We start from the raw sequence: 21,128 nt of genomic DNA on the forward strand, positions 1-21,128 counted from the left end.
CCCGTTCCGCATGGAATGGGCTGGGTTTGTCCCAGGTTATTCCAAGGAATATGTCCGGTTATGGCGGGCAAACTCTCCGAGAGACATATCGTCGGCTATGCGAAAGGAGGGATGGCTGATGTCCGGCCACGAAACGAAGGGCAAGATCGAGCCGGGCGCCGCTCCGTGGGAGGGTAAGGACACCCACGGCTGGGCGCCCGACGCGAACAAGGAAGGCACGGAGGAGGGCCAGGAGGCTACCGACAAGAGCTTCCAGTCCAACCCGAGCAACCAGGAGAACTAGTCCGGTCGATGTGACGCCGGATCCGTTCCCCGACAAGAACGAAAAAACCGGGCCCCTCGGGGCCCGGTTTTTTCGTTGTGGCCGTGCGGCTACGAGCCCGCCGGCTTGGACGACTGCCGGGACGAACCGGCAGGCTGGGCGTTGCCCGGCTCGTAAGGCTCCGCCTCGGGGAGGGCGTCCAGAGCCCGGCCCTTGGTCTCCTCGACCAGCTCGCCGACGCCCTCCTTCACGATCTCGCCCATCCGCTCGGCGACGTAGCCCAGGTCCTCGAGACCGACCTTCTCCACGCCCTCGCGGAGCTTGCCCGCCGCGACGTCGATGCCGGCACCGACCGTCCCCTGCACCCGGCTGCTGGCCACCTCGGCGGCGGCCTCCAGGTGCTGGCGGATGTCGGGGTCGTCGCGCACTTCCTCGGCCACCCGAACGATCATCTGCTTGAGGTCGTCACCATCCGGGAGGATCTCCTGGAGGCGGTGGGCCGCGTCGAGGAACTCCTGCTTGACCTGGTCAGGGTCGGGGAGCACCTGCTTGGCCTGCTCGACCGCCCCGCCCACGGCCGACTTGACGGCGTCGCCGTCGGGAAGCACCTGCCTGGCCTGCTCGACCGCACCGTTCACGGCCGACTTGACGGCGTCGCGGTCGGGGATCGCCTCCTTGAGCTGTGCGCCCGCCGCGCTGACGCGGTCCTTGACGCCCGTCTCCGCCACCTGCTGCTCGGACGGGAGGTACTGCGTGGTTTGGTTCTCGGTAGCCATCTCATCCTCCTTTTGCCGCTCCGGTTCCTGGCCTTTCGCTTCCTTATCCACCCTTTGCATCCACCGTTTCCGGGTTACGAGCCGCCTTCCTGCTCGAGCACGGCCTGCGCTCCTGCTTCCTTGACATTCGCAATGCGCTCGGCGACCGCTGCCTCCAGATCTCGGGCCCGCTCCACCGCGATCTCCTGGACGTCCGCGGCCTTGGCACCTACCCCGGCGGCCACCCGGTGGGCAGCGGAGTGGATCTCCTCCCGGCTGGGCAGCTTGTCGACCAGACTCGCGACCAGCTCGTCCTTCTTCTCCTCGGCCTTCTCGAGGAGAAGATCGGCCTTCTGCTGGGCCACGGCGATCGCTTCTTGTTTCGCATGCGCCTTCTTGTATGCCAACTGCTCCACCGCGGCCGCCAAGCGCTGCTCGGTCTGCTGCACCGCCTGCACCTGGGCCTCGATGGCCGCCCCGTCATCTTTCTCGCTCATTGCCCCTCCTCAGGCCTGCCCTCGGCGCCACGCTCGGCTCAGCTGCCCGCCCAGCGATCCCAGGGTCCGTACGGTTTGTTCCGGCATCAGCGGCGTTGCACTCCGGACACCGGCACGGCCCGCGATGGCGAAGCACCCGGCGATGACTGCGTAGACGACGCCGACAATCAGAGCCGCCAGCCAGGCCGGCAAAACCAGCGCCAATCCCAGGATCGCCGCCGCGCTGAAGGCGGCAATGGCGAAGAGCACGGTGATGCCGGCGGCCCCGAGGAGGCCGGCTCCTTTGCCGGCCTGTTTGGCCTTGGTGGTCATCTCCGTCTTGGCAAGCTGCAACTCCTGGGTGAACAGCTGCTTCGATGCTTGGGCAGCCTCACTCAAGACCTCGGGTAACGGCGGTTCGGACCGGACGTGCGCCATCAGGGGGACAGTGCCCGGATCGCCATTCGACCCGCCATTCACCCCCGCATTCAATGCCGGGCCGCCGTTCAGCCGTTGGCGGCTTTGCGCTTCCAGCCGCTGGTATCGCTCGCGCACGGTCAACCTCCTTACTACTTCCAGATTTAGATGACCCGCCTACCCGGTGGCAATCCCCCGCCAGGCAGAGCCGTTCCCTCACTGGAGGTCTTCCCAGCGGCTGTGGAGTTCAACCGCCTAATACCTACTCCAGGAGGGCAATCAGCGCGGCTTCAATCGGCTCGGGCATGGGTTGGTCGGGACCCGCCGGGGTCTCAAGTGCCCGCCGGATGGTCTCCCCGTGCTCGTAGTGGTCCACCACCCGGGGATCCACGTAGGCGGAACGGACGACGGCGGGGGTGTTGCCCAGGAAGCGGGCGACCTCCCGGTACATCCGGCTCACCACCCGCCCCCGAGCGGCGTGCGAGGGCGCCGGGCGGGCGGTGGCCAGCTGCACCGCCGCCAGGAGCGTGGCGTTCCAGGTGCGGAAGTCCTTGGCGGTGAAGTCGCCGCCGGACCGGTCCTTGAGGTAGGCGTTGATATCGGCCGATGTGACATCGACCCAGGACCGGCCGGTGCGGTAGGCGAGGAGCTCTGGGCCGCCAGCTCGACGGCGCTTCAGTCTCGCCACAACCTCGTAGACCGCGTCGTCCACGACGGCGTGCAGGCGGCGCTTGCCACTCTTGGCGACGTAGTCGAACACCACGGTGCAGCCGCCCTCCAGGCGCGCGTGCGCCTTGAGGATCGTGGCCAGCCCGTAGTGCTCGTGCTTCGCCGCGTAGCTCTCGCCGCCGATGCGGAAGAACCCGAGCTCCAGGAGCCGGACGGAGCAGGCCAGCACCCGCTCACGGGTGAGGTCGGCCCCGCCATTGAGGTCGCCCGCCACCGCCCGGCGCAGGCTGGGCAGGACGCGGGCGAAGTCCAACATGTGGTCGAACTTGGCCCGGTCGCGGCGCAGCCGCCACTGGGCGTGGTAGAGGTACTGGCGCCGACCCGCCGCATCGATCCCGCGGGCCTGGATGTGCCCGCGGTCGTCCAGGCAGATCCACACGTCGCGCCAGGCCGGGGGGATCACCAGCCCCCGGATGCGCTCGAGGACCTCGGGATCACGGACCCGCGACCCGGACGGGTCCCAGTAGCTGAACCCGCGACCTGACCGCCGGCGGACAATTCCCGGCTCATCGCTGTGGACCTTCCGCAACCTGGGCATTCGCTCCTTGCTTATGCCCACCCGATCCCGGGTTGCTCCTTGCCCGTTCCGGCCCCGACTAGGCCTCGATTTTTCATCAGTCCCTGACGAAGGCCGGTCAGTGAGCCCGGTATCCTGGATGTAGACCCGGGGAGGATGGAGGCAATGAGCAAAATCATAATGTTGGACGAAACCAACTTCGCCCGTGAGGTACTGCAGTCACGCCTGCCAGTCATGGTGGATCTCTTTGCCGAGTGGTGCGCAACCTGCCACCAAATGCGTCCGACATTGGAAAGCATTGCGGAGGAGGAAGAGGACCGGCTGCGGGTGGCGGCCCTCGACACCGACCTCTACTCCGGCGTCACCCAGGACTTCTTCCACTTCACCCTTCTCCCCACCTTTATTCTGTTCGTCAATGGGCAGCAGGTGGCCCGCATGGATGGCTTTCACTCCCAGAACGAGCTCCTCTGGGAGTTCGAACCGTTCCTTGCCCGGCGCCCGAGCGAATTGATGCCGCCGATGACCTCTCCCACATCAGAATATTGATTGCGATGATTCGGCTCTGAAATAGCCAACACGACAGGCCCTAGCTGGGAGCGCGGCCGGGCTGCCTGGGGGTCTGCTGTCGATGCATTCAACAGGAGCAGCAAGCCAGTTTGGCAACCAGCCTTCCCCACCGCCTTCCAGCCCACTGACCATCCTCGATACTGTGCTAAAGCCCAAAACCTGGATGATCCTGGGAGGGCTCGCGGTAGTTGTTCTGGCTGTGGTGATTGGATACCAATCGTACTGGTGGACAGGATCAGCTACTTCGCCAGCACGGATTACCGTCTCTGGTGGCTGCCCTTCCTCTATTGGCGACCATAACGGGGTCAGCAACAGCGGTATCGGGTTCTCGTTCCAGATGGTCCCGCGGAACCCGACAGGTGCAATTGTTTGCATCTACCCGCCCGCGCCCCCCCCCACCGGCATCGCAGGCAACTCTGACCCGGGCCGAGGCCGAGCTCCTGTCTGTTGCCGCCGATTCCAGCAGTACGGCCCGACCGCACAACAACGGCTGCGCCTGGGGTGGGGGCAACATCACCGTGGTGGCGTTCTCCTATCCGGGGCGGAGTGATGTCGATCTCTGGTATGAACCAGGAGATTGCGGCTTACTCACCAACGGCCGCCTACAGTCCAGAGATACGACAGGGTTTGCGAATCTGGTGCAGGACATCAGTCGTCGTGGCCCGTCCTGACCCGGCCGCGCCGGTCAGTTGGCTGCCGCCCGGAGACCCAGCCATTCCTGGAACTCACCGAGAGACTCGAACACTTCGAGCGCCCCCGCTTCGGTGAGCTCCTCGCGCGAGAAGCCGCCGGTGAGCAACGCAACCGAGTCGATGCCCGCCCGGGCGGCTGCGGCGCAATCGAACACCGAGTCGCCCACCATGAGGCCGGACGTGGCGCCCACCTTGCCCAGTGCCGCCTGGATGAGATCGGGCTCCGGCTTGGTGGCCGCCACATCGTCGGCTCCGGTCCACGCCGCCACCCGCCCGCGGGCATGGAGGATCTCGATGTAGTGGTCCAGCTCGGACTGGCGGGCGGACGAGGCCAGCACCGCAGTCCAGCCTTCGTCGCGCAGGGCGCCGAGCATGTCGGCTGCCCCGGCAAAGGGCGCAGCCTCTTCCATGACCTCGGCATAGCGCTGCGATGCGCTTTCCCGGATGGCGTCTCCCAGCTCCCGCTCCACCCGCTCACCGGCCACCGCCTTGACCAGGTGGTCGCCCCCCATGCCGATGTGGCGGTGCAGGCGCCAGACGGGCAGCGTCAGCCCGTGCTGACGGAAGCCCCGGTACCAGGCCACGGCGTGGTGGTAATTGGTGTCGACCAGGGTGCCGTCCACGTCGAGAAGGATGGTTCCCGGTGTACGGGGTTTGCCATGCATCATTCCTCACCCCCTCGTGCGCGTAGAAGGCGGGCCCAGGGAATCAGGCCCGCCTTCGGACTTTCTCGAATAATTGGCTGTATCGTCAGTCGTTGCCGGCGATCTTTTCGATGAGCTTGGTTTCCATCCCGAGCGGGTCGCCCTTGCCGCCCATCCCGGAAGACTGCTCGATCGTTTCCTTCAAGCGCTCATTGGCGGCCGCGGCGCCGGCAACGGTGGGCTCCAGCTTGTCACCGGGCTCCTTGTCCAGTTCCTGGCGCACTTCCTGGCTGGAAGGCGGGTTCTCCATGGACTCCAGGTTCTCCCGGGTGTCTTCGTGCAAGTTCGGGTTGTCGGTCATGGTATGCCTCCTTGTGCCGGGTCTTTTCGGGATTAATCCTTCCCCGCAGGCATGCAGGCAAACCCATGCAGGCAAAACCCGGAAACAAGCAGACAAACGCGCGGTGGACGAGCCGGTTACTTGCCTTTGCCGCCGTGCGCCAGTTCGCGCCAGCTCTTCTCGCCGACCTCGACGTCGAACTTCTTGGCCGCGGCCAGGATCCGCTTCCAGGCCCGGTCCCGGTCGGCGTCACTGACGCCCTTCACCTGGTTGAAGCGGGCGATGGCGTTGCGGACATGCGAGGCGTCGTTCAGGGGCTCCTTGCGCTCGTCGGGGAAGGCGAAGGTGTCGTCGCCCATTTCTTCCCTCTCCTCAGTGCTCAGACCTTCGGACTCGTGCTGCGACTTGTGCTTGCTCGTGGCCATGGGGGCGCCTCCTTTCCGTACCCGTGTCCTACCCTGACCGCGTACCCGGCCCAGCCGGAGATATACGTCGGCGAGGTGCGGCCGCGGAGTGTCCCGCGGAGTGTCCCAGAGAGGGGCTGGCTACTTGGCCGCGGCCGGGTGCTCCTTGGCCTTGTCGACCAGCTGGCGCAGGAGGATGGGCACCGCGGCCCCCACGCCCGCCTTCACCGCGGCGAGGAGCAGCTTGTGCGAGAGCGGCTCCGGGATGTGGCCGGCCTTCACCGCCGAGTCGATCGCCTTGGAGCGCTTCCGGTGGCGCCCCACCGTCACGAGGACGCCCAGGGTGACCCCGAAGGCCCCCACCCCGAGCACGACGGGCAGCACGGACTTGGAAGAGCTCTGCAGCGTCTTCCGCAGCCCGGCGACCCGGGTGCTCATGTCCGCCCGCACCGCCGCTATCTCGGCGAGGGTTTGATCTGGTCTTTCGCCCATTCCAAGTCATCCTTCAGGGATTGCAGCGTCCGCCGGGGGGCTTTGATGTCCAGCCGGGATTTGCCCACGAGCACCAGGATAGTTCCCGCCAGGAGCCAGAAGATCGTGACGATCCCCGCCACCAGCGATGGGTGGCCCAGGGCCACGATCAGCCAGACCTGCCCGAGGATGAAGAACAGCAGGGCGCAGAAGCCTCCTGCGGCCATCATCCCGATGGCCACGCCGTTGCGCTTGGCGAGACCGATCGCCTCCTGCTTCGCCAGCTCGATCTCGAGGTGGACCAGGCGCACGACGTCGGTGGCCAGCCCGGAGAGCGAGGTCTGCACCTCCTCGGCGGCGGCCTCGGCGTGGGAGACGAACCGGGGCAGGCGCATCAGGCGCCCGGAGGCCCTTCGGACCCGGGCGTGCCCGGGGGAGAGGGCGGGGCGGGCTGGCGTTGCGGGTCCGTTGGTTGTTCCACGTCCGGCTCTTCCATTGGCTGGTCGCCACTTCCGGGGGTGTCGGTCTCGTGCTGGGGCGCTGTGCTCACGGGGTGTCCTTTCTCGGGAGTATACGACTGAGGTGGCGGATACCCGGGCATCTCCCCCGCAAACGTCCAGGCGGTCATCCCCGGGCGTTTGACGGGCCCCTTCAGAGGGTAATTACAAGCCGATACGTCACCCCTTGGACAGCACGGGAGGAGGCGATAGTGGACCGCTATGAAGAGGACAAGGCGGCATGGTGCCTGGGCTGCGGGGCACCGATTCGCCAGGGCATGTTGTGCACACGGGTAGAGGAGTACTGGCTGGTCTGCCCCAACTGCGCCGACATGGAACTGGACCACGAACTCTTCCAACCGGCAGGTGATCAGGCCGTAGCGTAAGCAAACTCCCAGAAAGGCGGGCCGCCAATTGGCCCGCCTTTTTCGCGCTCTCCCGCCGGCGAGCTGGTTTGCGGCCCGGCAGCCCCAGGACCCGATGCGGCCGTTACGGCACCTGGCTGGCGGCCGTCGGTGTGACCGCGGCCACCGGCGACACCAGGGCCACGGCCGACGGGCTGGGCGACGGGCTGGGCAAGAACGACGGTGACGGGCTCGGGCTGGGCGACGGGCTCGGGCTGGGCGACGGGCTGAAGGACCGCCGGGGCGATGGGCTGGGAGAGAACCCGGTCGTGGGCGACTCCGACGGCGACGGCAGGGGGGAGGCTCCGGGCGTCGGGCTGACGATCACGGCCGGGGTGGGGTTGTCGCTGACCAGGGCGGGCACGAAGTCCTGCGGCGCGCTTGGGATCCGCGTCAGCGCGCCCAGCGGCCCCGGGTCGGAGGCCGCCCGCTGCGGGACGTGGAGCTGCGGCGACGGCTTCGATGGGCTCGTGGCGCCGGCAAACAGCACGGCGGCCGCCACCACCCCCACGCCGGCCAGGGCGCTGAACCCGGCGGCGTAGGCGGCGATGCCCCGGAGGCGTTCCCGGTGGTCCTCCGAGCGGCGGCGGCGCTCCAGCTGCCCGGACAGCTCCATGCGCTGGTTGAGGTAGGACATGAACAGCGACGAGGCATAGATGCCCCCCTGCCAGAAGAACAGGACCGCGAAGAAGACACTGGCGTGGCCCGCCACCAGGACCGCGATCCCCATTCCCCAGAGCAGCAGGGTCAGCGCGGTCTCGGGCCGGGCAGCCTTGAACGCGTCCCCGAGGCTGCCCTCGCCCTTGGACTTCGGAGTGCGCAGGAACACACCCTCGGAGCGGAACAGCGCCTGGATGCAGGCGAGCGAGACGGTCCACGACAGGCACAGCCAGTTGAGGAAGGCGAAGAACGCCCGACGCAGGCCGATCCCGGTGGACACCCGCAACGCCCAGAGCGCTCGCACCACCCCGGTCACCATCAGCAGGGCAGGCAGCAACAGCGCGGCCCCCAGCAGCGGGGGGAGACCAATGTGGCCGGTGATCAGCAGGTCCAGCCCGGTGCCCACCAGGATCAGGCTGAAGCCCAGGTAGAGCAGGTCCATGAACCACTGGATGCCGCCGAAGAGGTAGTCGAGGCGCTGGGGGATGGTCATGCGGCTGTTGGGGTCGCGGTGCCAGGGCAGCAGCTCCCGGAAGTGCTTGCGCAGGATCTGGACGCCGCCGAAGCACCAGCGGAAGCGCTGCCCCTTGAGGGCGGAGAACGTCAGCGGCATGATGCCCCGGCCGAAGGACTCGTTCAGGTACAGCCCGGACCACCCGGCCCGGAGGAGGCGCAGCGATGCCTCGGCGTCCTCGGTGATGCACCACTCGTCCCACCCCCGCAGGCCCTCCAGGGCGGAGCGGCGGATCAGCCCCATGGTGCCGGCGAAGATGATCGAGTTCCGTTGGTTGCGCGACGGCATCGAGGTGGAGAAGAAGTACTCGTAGGCGTCGTAGCAGGCCGTGAGGTAGGGGTCGCCCTGCCATTCCCGGTAGTCCTGGGGCGTCTGCACGAAAGCCAGGTCGGGGTTGGCGAAGTACCCGATGGTGCGCCTGAGCCAGGCCGGGTCCACCACGTAGTCGGCGTCGATGATGCCGACGATCTCGGCTTCCGGGTCGGTGAACTCCCGGAGGGAGAGATTAAGGGCTCCCGCCTTGAAGCCCTCCACGTTGTCGGCATGGAAGAAATGCACCCGGGGCATGTCCCGGCAGAACTCCTCCACCGGCCGCCAGGTCTCCTCGTCCGGGGTGTTGTTGTCGACAATGACGATCTCGAGGTTCGGGTAGTCCACCTCGTTCAGCGAGCGGATGGTCTCGATCAGCATGTCGGGAGGCTCGTTGTAGGCGGCCACCTGGAGCGAGACCCGGGGCAGATAGGAGGGGTCAAAGGGGAGGTCGCGGCGGCGGAACTTCGCCCGCACGGTGGCGTCCAGGCTCTCGAAGGTGAAGTAGGCCGAGATGATGAGCGCCAGGAATTCGAGGACGAGAAGCAGGATGGATGCCACCAGCCCAAACAGCGAAAGGCCGCTGCTGAAGGTGAGGGCGGTGACGAAGGCCAGGTAGGCGATCGAGGCAGCCAAAAACGAAGCGTAGAAGACGTGGCCTATGGGATTCCACCCTGGCCGGGCGACCAGGACCAGCAAGCCGATGACCACCAGGAGGATCTCGGCCTGCAGGACGTATGTGGTGGGGAGGTGCCAGATAGCAGCCGCGATTTGACCGGACGCCAGAACCACTCCCAGGAGCAGGACTAGCCCCAAAAGCCGAAAGGAAATACGCAGTCTCGACCCCAGGAGTACCAGCGCAAGCGTACTGACACCTAGGGCCACTACGCAGGTTAAGGTCCACGCCAGCAGCACGCTGCATTAAGTACCCCAGGCCGGACGACTCTAACCTCGGCAGGAATGAGTAGATAACTAGAGCAGGCGTACCCCCCAGCGAGCGGTGGCCGACTCCCCGGGCTCCAGCCGGATCACCCCCTCCTCGGCCTGCAGGCCGTTGGGCGGGCAGGACATCGGCTCGGTCCCCAGACCGCGCCGGCGCCGGTGGGGAGCCAGCGTGTCCCCGGTGTAGATCTCGACGATGGGGTAGGCGCGGTCCACCCAGAGCTCCGTGCCGCGCCCGTCGGGCCCCCAGAGGCGCACGATCGCCCGCCCGTCGGCGTCCCGGGCCAGATCGGTGAAGGCGTAGTCGACCGCCAGCGCCCCGATCCGCCGGCGGCTGCGGAAGTCGAAGGCGGTGCCCTCGACCGCCTCCCGGCCGGTCGGCAGCTGGCGCTGGGGATCCGTGGTAATGCGGGTGGCGGCGTCAAACTGCAGCTCGGCGTCGTCCAGCAGGCCGGCGCCGGGCGACAGGTAGGGGTGTTGGCCGCAGGCGAAGGGGCAGGCGGCGTCTCCCCCGTTGCTGGCAGTGGTGGTCACCGTGAGGCCCTCCGGGCCCAGCTGGTATTCGACCGTGACATCCAGGAGGAAGGGGTATCCGGTCATCGGGAACACCGTCGCCGCCATAACCACCCGATCGGGGGCCCGCTCGGTGGCCCGCCACGGCCTCCAGCGCAGGAACCCGTGGATGGCGTTGTGCTTGGCAGGCTCGGTGATCGCCACCTGGTAGTCCGTGCCGTCGAAGCGGTAGCGGCCGTCGGCGAGCCGGTTGGGCCAGGGGATGAGAGGCGTGCCGTGCGCCCCGTCGCACATAGCCGCCTCGTCATAGGGGTCGAGGACTGCCCGGCCCCCGCTCCAGTACTCCCGGACACCGCCGCCCACCTCGACCACCGTGGCACGCTGCTCACCGTAGGCGAGCGGGAACTGGTCCCCGGACGGCGGTCGGCCCGTCCCAGATCGGCCCATACCACAGAGGCTAGCCGATCTCACAAACCTACGTGTTTCCCGGGCCGTGGCGCGGGGAAAACACGAACGCAATCATTCGTGGACCGGCCCGAAGGGGGTGCATGACGATGCTAGAGAATGAGGCGTTCCAGCGCCTGATGGAAGAGCGGGAGCGCCTGCAACAACTCCGCCGGAGCCTGGCAGAAACTAGTGCAACAGAAGCCGCCGACGCGGTGGGTGTGGGGGGGAACACGCAGCATCCCGCCGACCTCGCCTCGGAACTCTTCGACCGCTCCAAGGACCTGTCGATCCTGGATGGGATCACCGCCAACCTCGGAGAGGTGGAGCACGCAATCCAGCGGATCGAGGGTGGGACGTACGGCTTCTGCGAGGCGTGCGGCAGGCCGATCGGCGAGGTGCGCCTGGACGCCCTGCCGGCGGCCCGCTTCTGCCGGGACGACCAGGCCCGGGCCGAGCGCTCCGGATCGAAGGCTTCGGCGAGCCTCGGCTACGACTTCGCCGCCCACGCCGCCTCCTGAGGAACCCGTAACGCGGCGCAGCCGCCCGGTGAGGGCGGCTGCGTGGACGGAGGAAATGCTTACGGCGTCTGACCGGTCTCCCGGCCGGCGCTGCCCGGCGGCAACCCGACACCCTTGCCCAGGCCAGCCGGGCTCTCGTTTTCCCGCTGGGTTTCGGGGATCCGTTCCTGCAACTCGGCATCGGGCGCGATGTCCTTGGCCTGTGCCGACTCCGGGCGCATCCCTTCGCTGCCGTGGCTGGGCCCCGACTGGGTCAGGACGTCAGCGCTCGGCTGGGCGGCACCCACGACTTCCTGGCGGATCGGGGTGTTGGCCTCCAGGGCACCCTCGCGGTCACCCTGGGTGAGCACACCCAGCGTGGCGGCGCCGTTGGCGTTGTCGGCCTCGGGGCCGATGGCCTTGGGGCTCACCTCGTCCGCGGGCGGGCCGTCCTTGGTCTGCGTGGCCGCCTGGGGTACCTGAAAGCCGACGGGACCAGACCCGGTAGGACCCTTCTTCATTGCCTCTTCGTAACTGCGCTCTTGCTCAGACACGGCAGCTCCTTTCTTGTCAGATGTCTCGTTACCTGAGACGTGGTCTGGGACGTACAAGCGTGCGGACCTTATAGAAGTAAATTACCCGGGAGGAAGGGCGCGTCAAACCTCTGGAATAGAGGTGAGGGTTGTTACCCAGAACTCGCCTTCGTAAACTTCCGCCACGCCTTCCGGGCATCGTCCCAGGGCTCCTGCCAGACCTCGCGGGCGCGCTGGCGCTCCTCGACTGCAGCGGCGATCAGCTCGCCGGCCGCCAGGCTGGCTCCCTCCTTCAGCCGCTTCTGTGCCCGCAGCCATTCCTCACGTACCCCGGCGTCGTGGAGTCGACCGAGGACGTCCTGCAGGTCCTCGGCCCTGCGGCCCAGCTTCGCGGCGCGCTTGGCGGTGGTCCCGCGCAGGGCGGGCGCCGCCCGCTCAGCGGCGTAGCGCAGGTGCTTGGCCCGCTTGCGGAGCTCGTGGAGCGCCTCGTCTCGGGGAACCTCCGGCAAGCTGCCGGCCTGCGCCCGCATCCGCTTCCATTGGCGGCGCATGAGGGCGGGCAGGACGTCGTGCACTTCGGCGCCCTCGTCCCGCACCAGTTCGGGGGCGAGCGCGGCTGACGAGAGGGCGTCCAGCAGGTCCAGGTAAGCCTCGCCGTCCATCTCGGCCCGCAGGCGCGCGACGGCGGCGGTGCGCTCGCGCACCAGGCGGTTCAGGAGCGAGCCGGCGGCTGCCCCGTCGGCCAGCTCCAGCTCGGCCAGCGCATCCTGCAGCCCGGCGACCATCACATCGGTGTCCCGCACCGCCCCGAGCGCCTGGCCGAGCCGCTTGAGGCCATCGCTCAGGCGACGCTCCCAGTCGGGCTCCAGCTCCGGCCGGAAGAGGCGCAGCTCGGAGCGGAGCCGGCGGGCGGCGACCCGGGCCTGGTGCACGTGCTCGACGTCGCCCCCCAGCCGGATGCCGATGTCGTGGGCGATAAGCGTCCGGAGGCCGTCGCCGAGGCACATCCGGACCGCCTCGCCGACCGTTGACCGGGGCCCCAAGCGGACGGGGCTGTTGGCCCGCCGGCCCGCCGGCGGCGCGCCCAGGGCACGGCCCAGCTTGGTCCCACTCTGCTCCGCCGAGGCCCCCGCGGCCTGCAACCGCTCGACGGCGGCCTCCAACGTGCGGGTGGTCGAGGAATCGGTGATCTCAACCTCGATCTCCCGGAAGACCCGGCCATCGCCCGGCCCGCCGTGCACGGTCACGACGTCGTCGTCCAGCTCGGCCGCCGGCAGCCCGTCGGCGCCCATGAGGGCGAAGCGCTGCCGCCGGGTCTGGAGCTCGGCCACCGGTCCCAGCACCGCCCGGCGCACCCGCGCCCGGGTGAGGGAGATGGCCTCGGCCGGGATCGCGCCCGCCGGTTCCTCCCAGGTCAACTCGGAGCGCTGGAGCGCCAGGCCGCCGGCCTGCCCGGGTAGCTTGAGGGTCCAGGTGCCCGGAGAGCCTGCCGGGGCCTCCGGCTCCCGCCGGTGGCGCAGGGTGATCCCGGCAGCCAGGAGGGTAAGGTCGGGCGTGTCGAAGTAGGTGGCGTGGAGGACGGCGTCGGGCATGGCCACCACCCCGGCCACCCCGGGCAGGTCGCGCAGGTCGGGCATGGCGAAGAGGGGGTCGACGCGGAGCTTGGCCTCGATCTCGGTGTGGGAATGGGCCGGGCGGGCAACGTCAGTGGCGGGCATGGTTCCTCCTTTCACCGGTGCGTAACGGGTCTTCAGTTGTGACGGCGGGTGGGGACCGAGCCGATCCCCTGCCGGGGCGTCAGCCTGGGGAGCCCGCCCGGGGCGGGGCGGACGGCGTCCGGGGACGGCCACCCGGAGCCGGGCGGAAATGCACCTTGATCGACTCGCCGGCCCGGCGCTGCTGCTTGGTCGCCTGCTCGGCCTCGGCCCGCTCGTCTGCCTCGGTGGGCGGGCTGGTCAGGCTCCTCGGCCACAGGTTGCGCACCCGCACCACGTTGATCTCGGCCCCGTAGAAGGTGAGCTGGGCACCCAGGTAGATCCACGAGAGCAGGGCAATGACGGTGGCGAAGGCGCCGTAGGTCTTGCCCGCATTGTTGAGGACGTGGGTCACGTAGAAGCCGCCGACCACCTGGAGGACCGTCAGGGCCACCCCGGCGGCCAGGGCGCCCGGGAGGACGTCGGACCAGGAGAGGTCCGCCTTGGGCAGGACCCGGAACGCGAAGAGAACCACAGCGGTGTTGACGGCCAGCGAGGCGATGGGGGCCACCAGGCGCAGGCCGGGGACCACCGTTCCCCCGGCCGCCACCAGCCCGGACAGGCCGACGGCCACGAGGCTGGCGACGCCCAGGATGCCGAGCATCATCACGGCCTGGGCCCGGGCGAGCAGGGCACCGGGGCGATCGGCGATGGGGACCTCCCACACCTCGTTCATGCCGTACTGCAGCGCCTGCATCACGGCGGTGCCGGCGAGGAGCGTGAAGATGATGCCGGCCGCCAGGCCGAGCCCGCTGCCGTGGATTTGGTGGACGTCGGTGGTCCCGATGATCGGGATGTGGCGGAGCACCTGGGAGACGAGCTTGTGTGACGCCTGCCCGCCGAGGATGAACCCGAGCACCGTGACGAAGACCAGCAGGAGGGGGAACAGGGAAAAGAATCCGTAGTAGGCGACCAGCGAAGCCAGGTACCCGGCGTTGTCGTCACCGAACTTCTTGGCCACCGCGAAGGGAAAGGCCACGGCCGGCCGCTCCCGCTGGAACACGTCGAAGGCGTGCAGCCAGCGCTGGAACAGGGCTTTGGCGTCCCCGACTAGCCCCGCCATTCTCCCTCCCTGGACACCCTGCATCTCCTTTTCAACTCGCTGCAGTCTTCGAGGACGTATTTCCTTTGAGGTGGTGCCCCTAGTAGCTCACCGCGTGCAGATGCTTGGCCTGGGGCACAGTGCACCGCCTTTCCTGCGTGTTGCCTAACCTGTTGCGCCGTCCGTGGCAGGTCCTTGGTACCCAGGCACCCTCTTCCCTTAGGTACCCGCGCCCCAAGGGCGCAAACGGGCCGCGATTGGGCCTGGCGGGACGGGGGTACCCCACCGCCGTGGAAAACCCCTACCGGACCGCCGCCGGGATCATCCTGATCGCCCTGGGCATCGTGGCCGGGGCGGCGCTCGTCGTCGCCCTCCGCACCTTGCTGGTCGTCGTCCTCACCGCCGGCGTGCTGGCGCTGGCCCTCGACCATCCCGTGAGCTGGGTGCACGCCCACTTCCACCTCGCCCGGCGGGGCCTGGCGGTGGCCATCGTGTGCCTGCTGGCCCTGGGCGCCATCGCCGGCTTCGCCTTCCTGCTCTACCAGCCCTTCCTGCACCAGTCCCGCGTCTTCCGCTCGGGGCTCCCGCCCCTGACCAACCGGGTCCGCAAGCTTCCCCTTGCCGGCCACTTCCTGCGCCACGTGGACCTGGTGGCGGACACCCGGCGCGCCCTGGCACAGCTGCCCCGGTGGCTCGGCACGCACCGCAGCACCGTGCTGGGGGTGGCGGAGTCCGCCCTGACCGCCTTGGCGGCCGCCTTGACGGTCGCCGTCACCGCCGTGTTCCTCCTGCTGAAGGGGCCGACGATGCTCGAGCGGGGCCGGGATCTCATCCTCGACGACTTCCGCCGTGCCCGGGCGGTGCGCCTGGGCCGCGACATCCGCGACGCGGTGAGCGGCTACGTCAACGGCAACCTGCTGATCAGCCTGCTGGCGGCGACCGTGACGGCGGTGTCGCTGCTCGCCCTGCGGGTCCCCTTCGTCGCCGTGCTGGCGGCGGTCATGTTCGTCTTGGACCTCATCCCACTGGTGGGCGCCAGCCTGGGGGGCCTGGTGGTGACGGCCGCCACCTTCGTCCTGGACCCCCATCCCTGGAAGGCGGCGGTCTTCGCCGTCCTGTTCATCGTCTACCAGGAGTTGGAGAGCCACACCCTCTACCCCTGGATCATGGGGCACACCGTGCGCATCGGCAGCTTCGGCGTGTTCCTGGTCACCCTGGCCGGCGCCGAGTTGGGCGGCATCGTGGGGGCCCTGCTGGCGATCCCGGTCGGTGCCGCCCTCAACATCGCACTGCAGGACCTGATCGAGGAGCGCCGGGCCCGGGCCGAGGCCGAGGGGGCGGCGACCCGGCTGGAGCTGGAGCTACCGGCCCACTAGTCCCGCCCCCGGCCCCCATTGGGCCCTCCATTGGCGGCCCGCGACCGCCTGGGAGAACTCTAGGCGGTCCCAGGTTTGGGCCCACGTCGGCGGGGAACAATGGCGGCGCCCAACCTTCCTGTCGGCAGCACCTCAGGCTTCCGGCAGGAAGTGGGGGGTCCATAGCTCTTCCTGGCTCTTACTGCAGGACGATCTCGCCCCCGGGCGCCGCGATCCCCACCGCTGTCACGCCGTCCGGGCCCGGCCCGCCACCCGATACCCGGCACGCCACGTCCTCGCCCCCGAGCCATTCCGCCACCGCGCCCGCATCACCCCGCACCTGGACCCAAGCAATGCCCTCGGGCTGCACGGGCTGGGCGCAGGCCATGCGGCCGGGATGGCGCTCGGGCGGCACCCCCCACTCGATGAAGAAGGGGAGCTCCGGGCGGCCCAGGGCCATCTCCAGCCCGGCGGTGCGCCAGGACACCCGGCTGCCGTCGGGCAGCTCCCGCGCCTTCGCCTGGACGGCGAGCCCCAGCCGGCCGGCGACCGCATCGAGGTCATCGGTGGACACCACCCACAGCATCGGTCCCTCCCCGGCCCGCAGTAGCTGGGCGAGGCCGCTCCCCACCGGGTCACTCCGTGCCTCGGCGGGGTCCACCAGGGCCATCAGCTCGATGTAGCTGGAGCCGAGCGGCACGATCCGGTTGGCCGTACCCCACCCCGGATGGCGCCCGCCGGGCACCGAGGCCAGCCCGGACCGGCGGCGCAGCCGCTCGCCCGCTTCATCAAGATCCGTCACACTGTATACGATATGATCGATCTTTAACACTGGATTACACTCCTATGTATGGAACCACGACACGCCTGGAGCGTCGTCTTGGCGCTGGTGGTCGCCCTGTTCGGGGTGCCCTGCGGCGTGATCTTCCTGCTGGCGGCGTCCTTGTCGCCACTGCCGGGCACGGCGCCCGGGGATCCGGCCCTCCCGCTGGCTGTCCCGGCTGGCGTGCTGGCCGCGGACCAGGGGGCGTCGGCGGTGGCCCCGGCGGGCTGCGTCGTGCCGGTTGCCGTGCTGCTGGCCGTCGGCGAGGTGGAGAGCGGCAACGCCGCCGGGCGCGCCATCAGTGCCGCCGGGGATGTGTCGCCCCCCATCATCGGCCCGGCATTGGACGGCTCGATCCCAGGCACCGCGATCATCGCCGACACCGACGGCGGGGCGATGGACGGCGACCCGGTCTGGGACCACGCGGTGGGGTTCCTCCAGGTCCTGCCCTCCACCTGGCGCCGGTGGGCGCCGGCGGGTGCCGACCCACAGAACCTCTTCGATGCTTCCCGCACCGCGGTGACCGTCCTGTGCCAACCGGCGCGCGACCTGACCGATCCGGCGGCCCTGGACGCCGCGCTGCGGGCGTACAACGACTCGTCCGCCTACGTGGCGGCGGTGGAGGGTTGGGCCGCCGCCTACCGCGCCGGGATCGAGCGGGCGAGCGCCGCGGTCACCCAGTCCGCCAGCGTGTCCAGGAACCCCGGGTCGATGCCGTGACCCATCGGCGACTCCCGGTAGGTGACGTCCGCCCCGGCGGCGACCAGCCGGTCCCGCGCGCTGCGCCCGAAGGTCACCGGGATCACGCCGTCGTTGGTGCCGTGCCCGATGGCCACCGGGGGCAACGGGGCGGAGAGGTCGAAGGCAAAGCCCGCCACCGTGGGCATGAAGCCGCTGAGGGCGATCATGCCCGCCGGGCGGGGGCGGTCCTCGCCCAGGCTCATCGCGTGCGTCATCACCGCGCCCTGCGAGAACCCGCCCAGGATGGTTCGGCTCGTGGGGATCCCGGTCTCGATTGCCAGAGCGTCGAGCCAGTCACCGAGCCTCCCGTACGTCGCCAGGAAGGTCTCGGGGTTCGGCGTGCCCACGCCGCCGAGCGCGTACCAGTGCGCCCCGCCCGGGGGCAGGGACAGCGGCCCCCGGGCCGTGACGCCCAAGAGGCGCCGCTCGGGATCGAGGTAGCCGAGAAGGCCGTACAGGTCGTGCTCGTCCGAGCCCCGGCCGTGGAAGAGCACCAGGGCGCCCTCGGGCGGGCGGGCTGGCTTCCGGGTCAGGTGGACGAGGGCGTCGAGACCACTCATCGCAGCTCCGGCACCCGGCCGGCCCTCGGGTCGGGTAGCGGGGTCAGGATCTGTTCGAGCTGGCCGCGGAGGTGTTCGTAGTTGGGCGGCAGGCTCAGGCCCTCGCCCAGGTGGGCCGGGTCCTCGTCGGCCGAGAATCCCGGCCCGAGCGTGGCGATTTCGAACAGCACCCCGCTGGGCTCCCGGAAGTAGATCGAGCGGAAGTAGAACCGGTCGATCACCGGCGTCGGCCGGGCCCCGCCGGCCTCGACCCGGACCCGCCAGGCCTCGTGGTCGGCCATCGGAGCCGCCCAGGCGATGTGGTGGACGGTGCCCGCGCCCGGCATGCCGCGCCCCGGGGCCTGGTCGTACACCCAGAACGATCCCCGCCGCTCGCCCCGGGACTCGTAGCTCTGGGGGGCGGTGGAGGTGAAGCCTAGGGTCTCGGTGAGGAAGGCCTGCGAGCGGTCCGCCACCGCGGCGTATGCCCGGGCGCCGTCGAAGCCCTGCAGGGCGAGGTGCCCGGGGACCTCGGGGTGATCGGCGATCAGGGGCTGGTCCGGGGCGGCGGACACGTGGAGGGCCAGGCCGAGGCCCTCGGGGTCGGTGAACTCCAGGAGCCCGGGCCGGCGTTCGGTGGCGATGCCCTCGCGGCCCAGGCGGTCGGCCCAGAAGTCGAGCGCCGCCTCGGAGGCCACCCGCCAGACGATGCGGTGCACCATTCCGGCCCCGGCGACTCCGCGCCCGGCGCCCGGGTACTCGAAGAAGGTGAGGTCGGCGCCCGGGCTGCCGGCCTCGTCGGCATAGAACAGGTGGTACACGGTGGGATCGTCCTGGTTGACAGTCTTTTTGACCAGGCGCAGCCCCATGACCCCGGCGTAGAACTCGACGTTGCGGGGGGCGTCGCCCGTGATGGCGGTGATGTGATGGATACCTTCCAGCTTCATGATGTGTTCCTCCTCTCACGAAGGGGAACCAGCGGGGGCCGGGCGCTATTCCGGGAGCCCTTCCCGCACCTGGGACGGGGCATGTCCCGGCTGCCGCGGGAGGCCGCGGGAGGCCGGGGGGGCGGGGGCCGCTGCCGGTGACCTCCTACCGGGGGGGCGCGCCGGCCCGGGCGCGCTCCAGGACGGCCCCGGCCTGCAGACGCCCCGCCTCCCGGTCGGCGCCGAACATGTCGCTCAGCTCGTTCAGCCGGTCCTCGTCGGTGAGGGCAGTCACCCGGGTCACTGTCCGCCCATCGGTGACCTCCTTGCCGACGTGCAGGTGCACATCCCCGTAGGCGGCCAGCTGCGGCAGGTGGGTCACCGCCAGCACCTGGCTGTGGCGGGCAAGATCCCGCAGCTTGGCCCCGACCGTCTCGCCCACCCGGCCTCCGATGCCTGAGTCGATCTCGTCGAACACCAGGATCGGCCGGCCCTCTGCCCCGGCCAGGGCGGCCTTGACCGCCAGCATCACCCGGGAGGTCTCGCCGCCCGATGCCACCTTGGCCAGGGGCCGGGGCGGCTCCCCGGGGTTGAGCGAGAGCAGGAACTCCAGCGGCTGGGCATCGATCGGGGAGGCCGCCTCCCCGAAGCCGACTGCGAAGCGCCCGGCCATGGCCAGCGCGGCGAACTGCTCCTCCACCCGCTGCTCCAGCGAGCGGGCTGCCTCCCGCCGGCCGGCGTTGAGCTCGGCGACGGCCCCGGCCAACTGGCCGCGGGTGGCCACCGCCTCGGCCTCCAGGCCGGCGATCGTCCCGCCCCGGCCCTCGAGATCGGCCAGCTCCGCCCGGGCGCCCTCGCCGAAGCGCAGCACCTCTTCGACGCTGGCGCCGTACTTGCGTTTCAGGGCAACGATCGCGGCCAGGCGGTCGTCGGTGTGGGCCAGGCGGCCGGGATCGAATTCGACCGCCTCCCGGTAGGCCCGCACCCGTTCGGCGAGATCCTCGAGCTGGAGGGCGATCTCGGTGGCCAGGCTATTGAGCGGCGCCGCCCCCGGGTCGAGCCCCTCGAGCTGGCCGAGCAGGTGGACGGCGGCCGAGCCCCGGTCGCGGGCCGAGCCCTCCTCCCCCGCCACCGCCTCGTAGGCCCCGGCCGCCAGGGTCAGGATCTCCTCGGCATTGGCCAGCAGGCGCTGCTCCCGGCGGAGCTCCTCCTCCTCACCCGCCGCCAGCCGGGCCTGGGCGATCTCGCCGATCTGGTGGCGCAGCAGGTCCGCCCGGCGGGCGAGCTCCCGGTCGTCACCCCGCAGCTCGGCGAGCTCACGCTCGATGCGCCGGTGGGTGCTGCGCAGGCCCTGGATGCGGGCGCGCAACTCGCCGAGGTTCGCCCAGCGGTCCAGCAGGTCCGCCTGCTCGGTCACCCGGAGCAGCGAGAGGTGGGCGCTCTGGCCATGCAGGTCCACGAGGCGCTCGCCCAGGGACTGGAGCATGCGCACCGGGACCCCACGCCCGTTGACCCGGCACACGCTGCGCCCGGCGGCGGTGATCTCCCGGCCGAGGATGAGGACCTCGTCCTCGGGGGCGGCGAGACCCTCCTCGATGAGGTCGACGAGATCGAGCACCGAGGCGGCGAAGAACCCCTCCACCCGGGCCCCGCTCGTTCCCGCCCGCACCATCCCGGCGTCGGCCCGGTCGCCCACCAGCAGGCCCAGGGCATCGATGACGATCGACTTGCCGGCACCGGTCTCGCCGGTCAGCACGTTGAGCCCGGGGCCGAACCCGATGCGGGCGTGGTCGATCACCGCGAGATTGGTGATGTCCAGCTCGATGAGCACGTCAGGGCCACCCTACCGCCCCACTGGGACCTGCTGGCACCGGCTCGGACCATCTATCGTGGATGCCATGGCGGACACCGAGACCCCGCCCCTGTACGAGCGGGTGGGGGGCGACGAGTACTTCCACACTCTCGTCGACCGTTTCTACGTCGCGGTCGCCGAGGACCCGGTGATCCGGCACCTGTACCCGGAGGACCTCGGCCCACCCGCCTACCACCTGGCCGAGTTCCTGGTGCAGTACTGGGGCGGCCCACGCCGCTACAGCGAGCGCCGGGGCCACCCCCGCCTGCGCATGCGCCACCCGTTCGCCATCGGAGGGCCGGAGCGCGACGCCTGGCTCCGGCACATGACCGACGCGGTGCGGGAGAGCGGGGCCGGGCCGATCGAGCAGGCCGAGCTGCTGGACTACTTCGCCATGGCGGCCCAGATGCTGGTCAACCAGCCGGGCTGAGCCCGGCTCCACGGCGGTCGGCCCTGATCTAAGGTTTTTCCGCGATCTCGCGAATTCCTGCCCTTTTTGTCGGTGG

24 protein-coding genes are annotated in these 21,128 nt (G+C 69.8%); 6 read left to right on the forward strand and 18 right to left on the reverse strand.

The genetic code is table 11. The features are described from left to right. The first annotated feature begins 118 nt into the window (after positions 1-118). Complete coding sequence (locus VFW71_14725) at positions 119-283, forward strand: hypothetical protein (GenBank protein ID HEU5004013.1); 165 nt, start codon at positions 119-121, stop codon at positions 281-283. A gap of 89 nt (positions 284-372) precedes the next feature. Here the strand turns inward: VFW71_14725 and VFW71_14730 are convergent, their stop codons facing one another. From VFW71_14730 to VFW71_14745, 4 genes are all read right to left on the reverse strand, one after another. Further along, positions 373-1,038 (reverse strand): hypothetical protein, encoded by a 666-nt coding sequence (locus tag VFW71_14730; protein ID HEU5004014.1) that lies wholly within the window; start codon positions 1,036-1,038, stop codon positions 373-375. Between the two features lie 74 nt (positions 1,039-1,112). After that, the gene (locus tag VFW71_14735) at positions 1,113-1,514 is read right to left on the reverse strand and encodes a hypothetical protein (protein HEU5004015.1); all 402 of its coding nucleotides are present in this window, start codon (positions 1,512-1,514) and stop codon (positions 1,113-1,115) included. Positions 1,515-1,523: 9 nt separating this feature from the next. Further along, positions 1,524-2,048: a phage holin family protein gene (locus VFW71_14740; GenBank protein HEU5004016.1), complete on the reverse strand. Its 525-nt coding sequence runs from the start codon at positions 2,046-2,048 to the stop codon at positions 1,524-1,526. 124 nt (positions 2,049-2,172) lie between these two features. Beyond that, positions 2,173-3,177, reverse strand: coding sequence for a DNA topoisomerase IB (locus tag VFW71_14745; protein HEU5004017.1), 1,005 nt, complete (start codon positions 3,175-3,177; stop codon positions 2,173-2,175). Between the two features lie 144 nt (positions 3,178-3,321). Between VFW71_14745 and VFW71_14750 the strand changes: the two genes are divergently transcribed. After that, entirely contained in the window at positions 3,322-3,702 is a 381-nt protein-coding gene (locus VFW71_14750; protein HEU5004018.1) for a thioredoxin domain-containing protein, read from the forward strand. Between the two features lie 706 nt (positions 3,703-4,408). Here VFW71_14750 and VFW71_14755 read toward each other — a convergent pair. From VFW71_14755 to VFW71_14785, 7 genes are all read right to left on the reverse strand, one after another. After that, the gene (locus VFW71_14755; protein HEU5004019.1) at positions 4,409-5,083 is read right to left on the reverse strand and encodes an HAD family hydrolase; all 675 of its coding nucleotides are present in this window, start codon (positions 5,081-5,083) and stop codon (positions 4,409-4,411) included. A gap of 82 nt (positions 5,084-5,165) precedes the next feature. Further along, positions 5,166-5,420 (reverse strand): hypothetical protein, encoded by a 255-nt coding sequence (locus tag VFW71_14760; GenBank protein HEU5004020.1) that lies wholly within the window; start codon positions 5,418-5,420, stop codon positions 5,166-5,168. A 116-nt stretch (positions 5,421-5,536) separates the two neighbouring features. Next, complete coding sequence (locus VFW71_14765) at positions 5,537-5,824, reverse strand: DUF6582 domain-containing protein (protein ID HEU5004021.1); 288 nt, start codon at positions 5,822-5,824, stop codon at positions 5,537-5,539. Positions 5,825-5,944: 120 nt separating this feature from the next. Continuing rightward, on the reverse strand, positions 5,945-6,241 hold the full coding sequence (locus VFW71_14770; GenBank protein ID HEU5004022.1) for a hypothetical protein: 297 nt from the start codon (positions 6,239-6,241) through the stop codon (positions 5,945-5,947). A gap of 17 nt (positions 6,242-6,258) precedes the next feature. Further along, on the reverse strand, positions 6,259-6,669 hold the full coding sequence (locus tag VFW71_14775; GenBank protein HEU5004023.1) for a phage holin family protein: 411 nt from the start codon (positions 6,667-6,669) through the stop codon (positions 6,259-6,261). Positions 6,670-7,260: 591 nt separating this feature from the next. Then, positions 7,261-9,450, reverse strand: coding sequence for a glycosyltransferase (locus VFW71_14780; GenBank protein HEU5004024.1), 2,190 nt, complete (start codon positions 9,448-9,450; stop codon positions 7,261-7,263). A 180-nt stretch (positions 9,451-9,630) separates the two neighbouring features. Continuing rightward, entirely contained in the window at positions 9,631-10,560 is a 930-nt protein-coding gene (locus VFW71_14785; GenBank protein ID HEU5004025.1) for an aldose 1-epimerase family protein, read from the reverse strand. A gap of 101 nt (positions 10,561-10,661) precedes the next feature. Here VFW71_14785 and VFW71_14790 point away from each other — a divergent pair, with 101 nt between their 5' ends. Continuing rightward, entirely contained in the window at positions 10,662-11,078 is a 417-nt protein-coding gene (locus VFW71_14790; GenBank protein HEU5004026.1) for a TraR/DksA C4-type zinc finger protein, read from the forward strand. Between the two features lie 59 nt (positions 11,079-11,137). Here the strand turns inward: VFW71_14790 and VFW71_14795 are convergent, their stop codons facing one another. From VFW71_14795 to VFW71_14805, 3 genes are all read right to left on the reverse strand, one after another. Beyond that, positions 11,138-11,611: a hypothetical protein gene (locus VFW71_14795; GenBank protein HEU5004027.1), complete on the reverse strand. Its 474-nt coding sequence runs from the start codon at positions 11,609-11,611 to the stop codon at positions 11,138-11,140. A gap of 131 nt (positions 11,612-11,742) precedes the next feature. Beyond that, positions 11,743-13,308: a CYTH and CHAD domain-containing protein gene (locus tag VFW71_14800; GenBank protein HEU5004028.1), complete on the reverse strand. Its 1,566-nt coding sequence runs from the start codon at positions 13,306-13,308 to the stop codon at positions 11,743-11,745. 79 nt (positions 13,309-13,387) lie between these two features. After that, positions 13,388-14,407, reverse strand: coding sequence for a YihY/virulence factor BrkB family protein (locus VFW71_14805; GenBank protein ID HEU5004029.1), 1,020 nt, complete (start codon positions 14,405-14,407; stop codon positions 13,388-13,390). Positions 14,408-14,643: 236 nt separating this feature from the next. On the opposite strand from VFW71_14805, the gene VFW71_14810 reads away from it, so the two are divergent. Beyond that, positions 14,644-15,762: an AI-2E family transporter gene (locus tag VFW71_14810; protein ID HEU5004030.1), complete on the forward strand. Its 1,119-nt coding sequence runs from the start codon at positions 14,644-14,646 to the stop codon at positions 15,760-15,762. 178 nt (positions 15,763-15,940) lie between these two features. Here the strand turns inward: VFW71_14810 and VFW71_14815 are convergent, their stop codons facing one another. Continuing rightward, the gene (locus VFW71_14815) at positions 15,941-16,573 is read right to left on the reverse strand and encodes a VOC family protein (protein ID HEU5004031.1); all 633 of its coding nucleotides are present in this window, start codon (positions 16,571-16,573) and stop codon (positions 15,941-15,943) included. Positions 16,574-16,591: 18 nt separating this feature from the next. Here VFW71_14815 and VFW71_14820 point away from each other — a divergent pair, with 18 nt between their 5' ends. Next, positions 16,592-17,284 (forward strand): hypothetical protein, encoded by a 693-nt coding sequence (locus VFW71_14820; protein ID HEU5004032.1) that lies wholly within the window; start codon positions 16,592-16,594, stop codon positions 17,282-17,284. On the opposite strand, the gene VFW71_14825 is transcribed toward VFW71_14820, so the two are convergent. The 3 genes from VFW71_14825 to recN all read right to left on the reverse strand — a co-directional run bounded on the left by VFW71_14825 (position 17,203) and on the right by recN (position 20,601). After that, positions 17,203-17,865 (reverse strand): phospholipase, encoded by a 663-nt coding sequence (locus VFW71_14825; protein HEU5004033.1) that lies wholly within the window; start codon positions 17,863-17,865, stop codon positions 17,203-17,205. The genes VFW71_14820 and VFW71_14825 overlap by 82 nt on opposite strands. After that, complete coding sequence (locus VFW71_14830) at positions 17,862-18,791, reverse strand: VOC family protein (GenBank protein ID HEU5004034.1); 930 nt, start codon at positions 18,789-18,791, stop codon at positions 17,862-17,864. The genes VFW71_14825 and VFW71_14830 overlap by 4 nt, the downstream gene beginning before the upstream one ends. 145 nt (positions 18,792-18,936) lie before the next feature. Beyond that, positions 18,937-20,601: a DNA repair protein RecN gene (recN, locus tag VFW71_14835; GenBank protein ID HEU5004035.1), complete on the reverse strand. Its 1,665-nt coding sequence runs from the start codon at positions 20,599-20,601 to the stop codon at positions 18,937-18,939. A gap of 67 nt (positions 20,602-20,668) precedes the next feature. Between recN and VFW71_14840 the strand changes: the two genes are divergently transcribed. Next, positions 20,669-21,052 carry a globin gene (locus tag VFW71_14840; GenBank protein HEU5004036.1) on the forward strand — a complete coding sequence of 128 codons (384 nt, stop codon included), beginning with the start codon at positions 20,669-20,671 and terminating at the stop codon, positions 21,050-21,052. Positions 21,053-21,128: the final 76 nt, after the last annotated feature.

The organism is Actinomycetota bacterium, from assembly GCA_035765775.1.
Lineage (GTDB): Bacteria > Actinomycetota > CADDZG01 > JAHWKV01 > JAOPZY01 > DASTWV01.

Bases quoted from the DNA above. Each gene is read 5' to 3' on its own strand.
- VFW71_14725 (HEU5004013.1), top strand. From the start codon at position 119: ATGTCCGGCCACGAAACGAAGGGCAAGATCGAGCCGGGCGCCGCTCCG.
- VFW71_14730 (HEU5004014.1), bottom strand. From the start codon at position 1,038: ATGGCTACCGAGAACCAAACCACGCAGTACCTCCCGTCCGAGCAGCAG.
- VFW71_14735 (HEU5004015.1), bottom strand. From the start codon at position 1,514: ATGAGCGAGAAAGATGACGGGGCGGCCATCGAGGCCCAGGTGCAGGCG.
- VFW71_14745 (HEU5004017.1), bottom strand. From the start codon at position 3,177: ATGCCCAGGTTGCGGAAGGTCCACAGCGATGAGCCGGGAATTGTCCGC.
- VFW71_14750 (HEU5004018.1), top strand. From the start codon at position 3,322: ATGAGCAAAATCATAATGTTGGACGAAACCAACTTCGCCCGTGAGGTA.
- VFW71_14755 (HEU5004019.1), bottom strand. From the start codon at position 5,083: ATGATGCATGGCAAACCCCGTACACCGGGAACCATCCTTCTCGACGTG.
- VFW71_14760 (HEU5004020.1), bottom strand. From the start codon at position 5,420: ATGACCGACAACCCGAACTTGCACGAAGACACCCGGGAGAACCTGGAG.
- VFW71_14765 (HEU5004021.1), bottom strand. From the start codon at position 5,824: ATGGCCACGAGCAAGCACAAGTCGCAGCACGAGTCCGAAGGTCTGAGC.
- VFW71_14770 (HEU5004022.1), bottom strand. From the start codon at position 6,241: ATGAGCACCCGGGTCGCCGGGCTGCGGAAGACGCTGCAGAGCTCTTCC.
- VFW71_14775 (HEU5004023.1), bottom strand. From the start codon at position 6,669: ATGCGCCTGCCCCGGTTCGTCTCCCACGCCGAGGCCGCCGCCGAGGAG.
- VFW71_14785 (HEU5004025.1), bottom strand. From the start codon at position 10,560: ATGGGCCGATCTGGGACGGGCCGACCGCCGTCCGGGGACCAGTTCCCG.
- VFW71_14790 (HEU5004026.1), top strand. From the start codon at position 10,662: ATGACGATGCTAGAGAATGAGGCGTTCCAGCGCCTGATGGAAGAGCGG.
- VFW71_14800 (HEU5004028.1), bottom strand. From the start codon at position 13,308: ATGCCCGCCACTGACGTTGCCCGCCCGGCCCATTCCCACACCGAGATC.
- VFW71_14805 (HEU5004029.1), bottom strand. From the start codon at position 14,407: ATGGCGGGGCTAGTCGGGGACGCCAAAGCCCTGTTCCAGCGCTGGCTG.
- VFW71_14820 (HEU5004032.1), top strand. From the start codon at position 16,592: ATGGAACCACGACACGCCTGGAGCGTCGTCTTGGCGCTGGTGGTCGCC.
- VFW71_14825 (HEU5004033.1), bottom strand. From the start codon at position 17,865: ATGAGTGGTCTCGACGCCCTCGTCCACCTGACCCGGAAGCCAGCCCGC.
- VFW71_14830 (HEU5004034.1), bottom strand. From the start codon at position 18,791: ATGAAGCTGGAAGGTATCCATCACATCACCGCCATCACGGGCGACGCC.
- VFW71_14840 (HEU5004036.1), top strand. From the start codon at position 20,669: ATGGCGGACACCGAGACCCCGCCCCTGTACGAGCGGGTGGGGGGCGAC.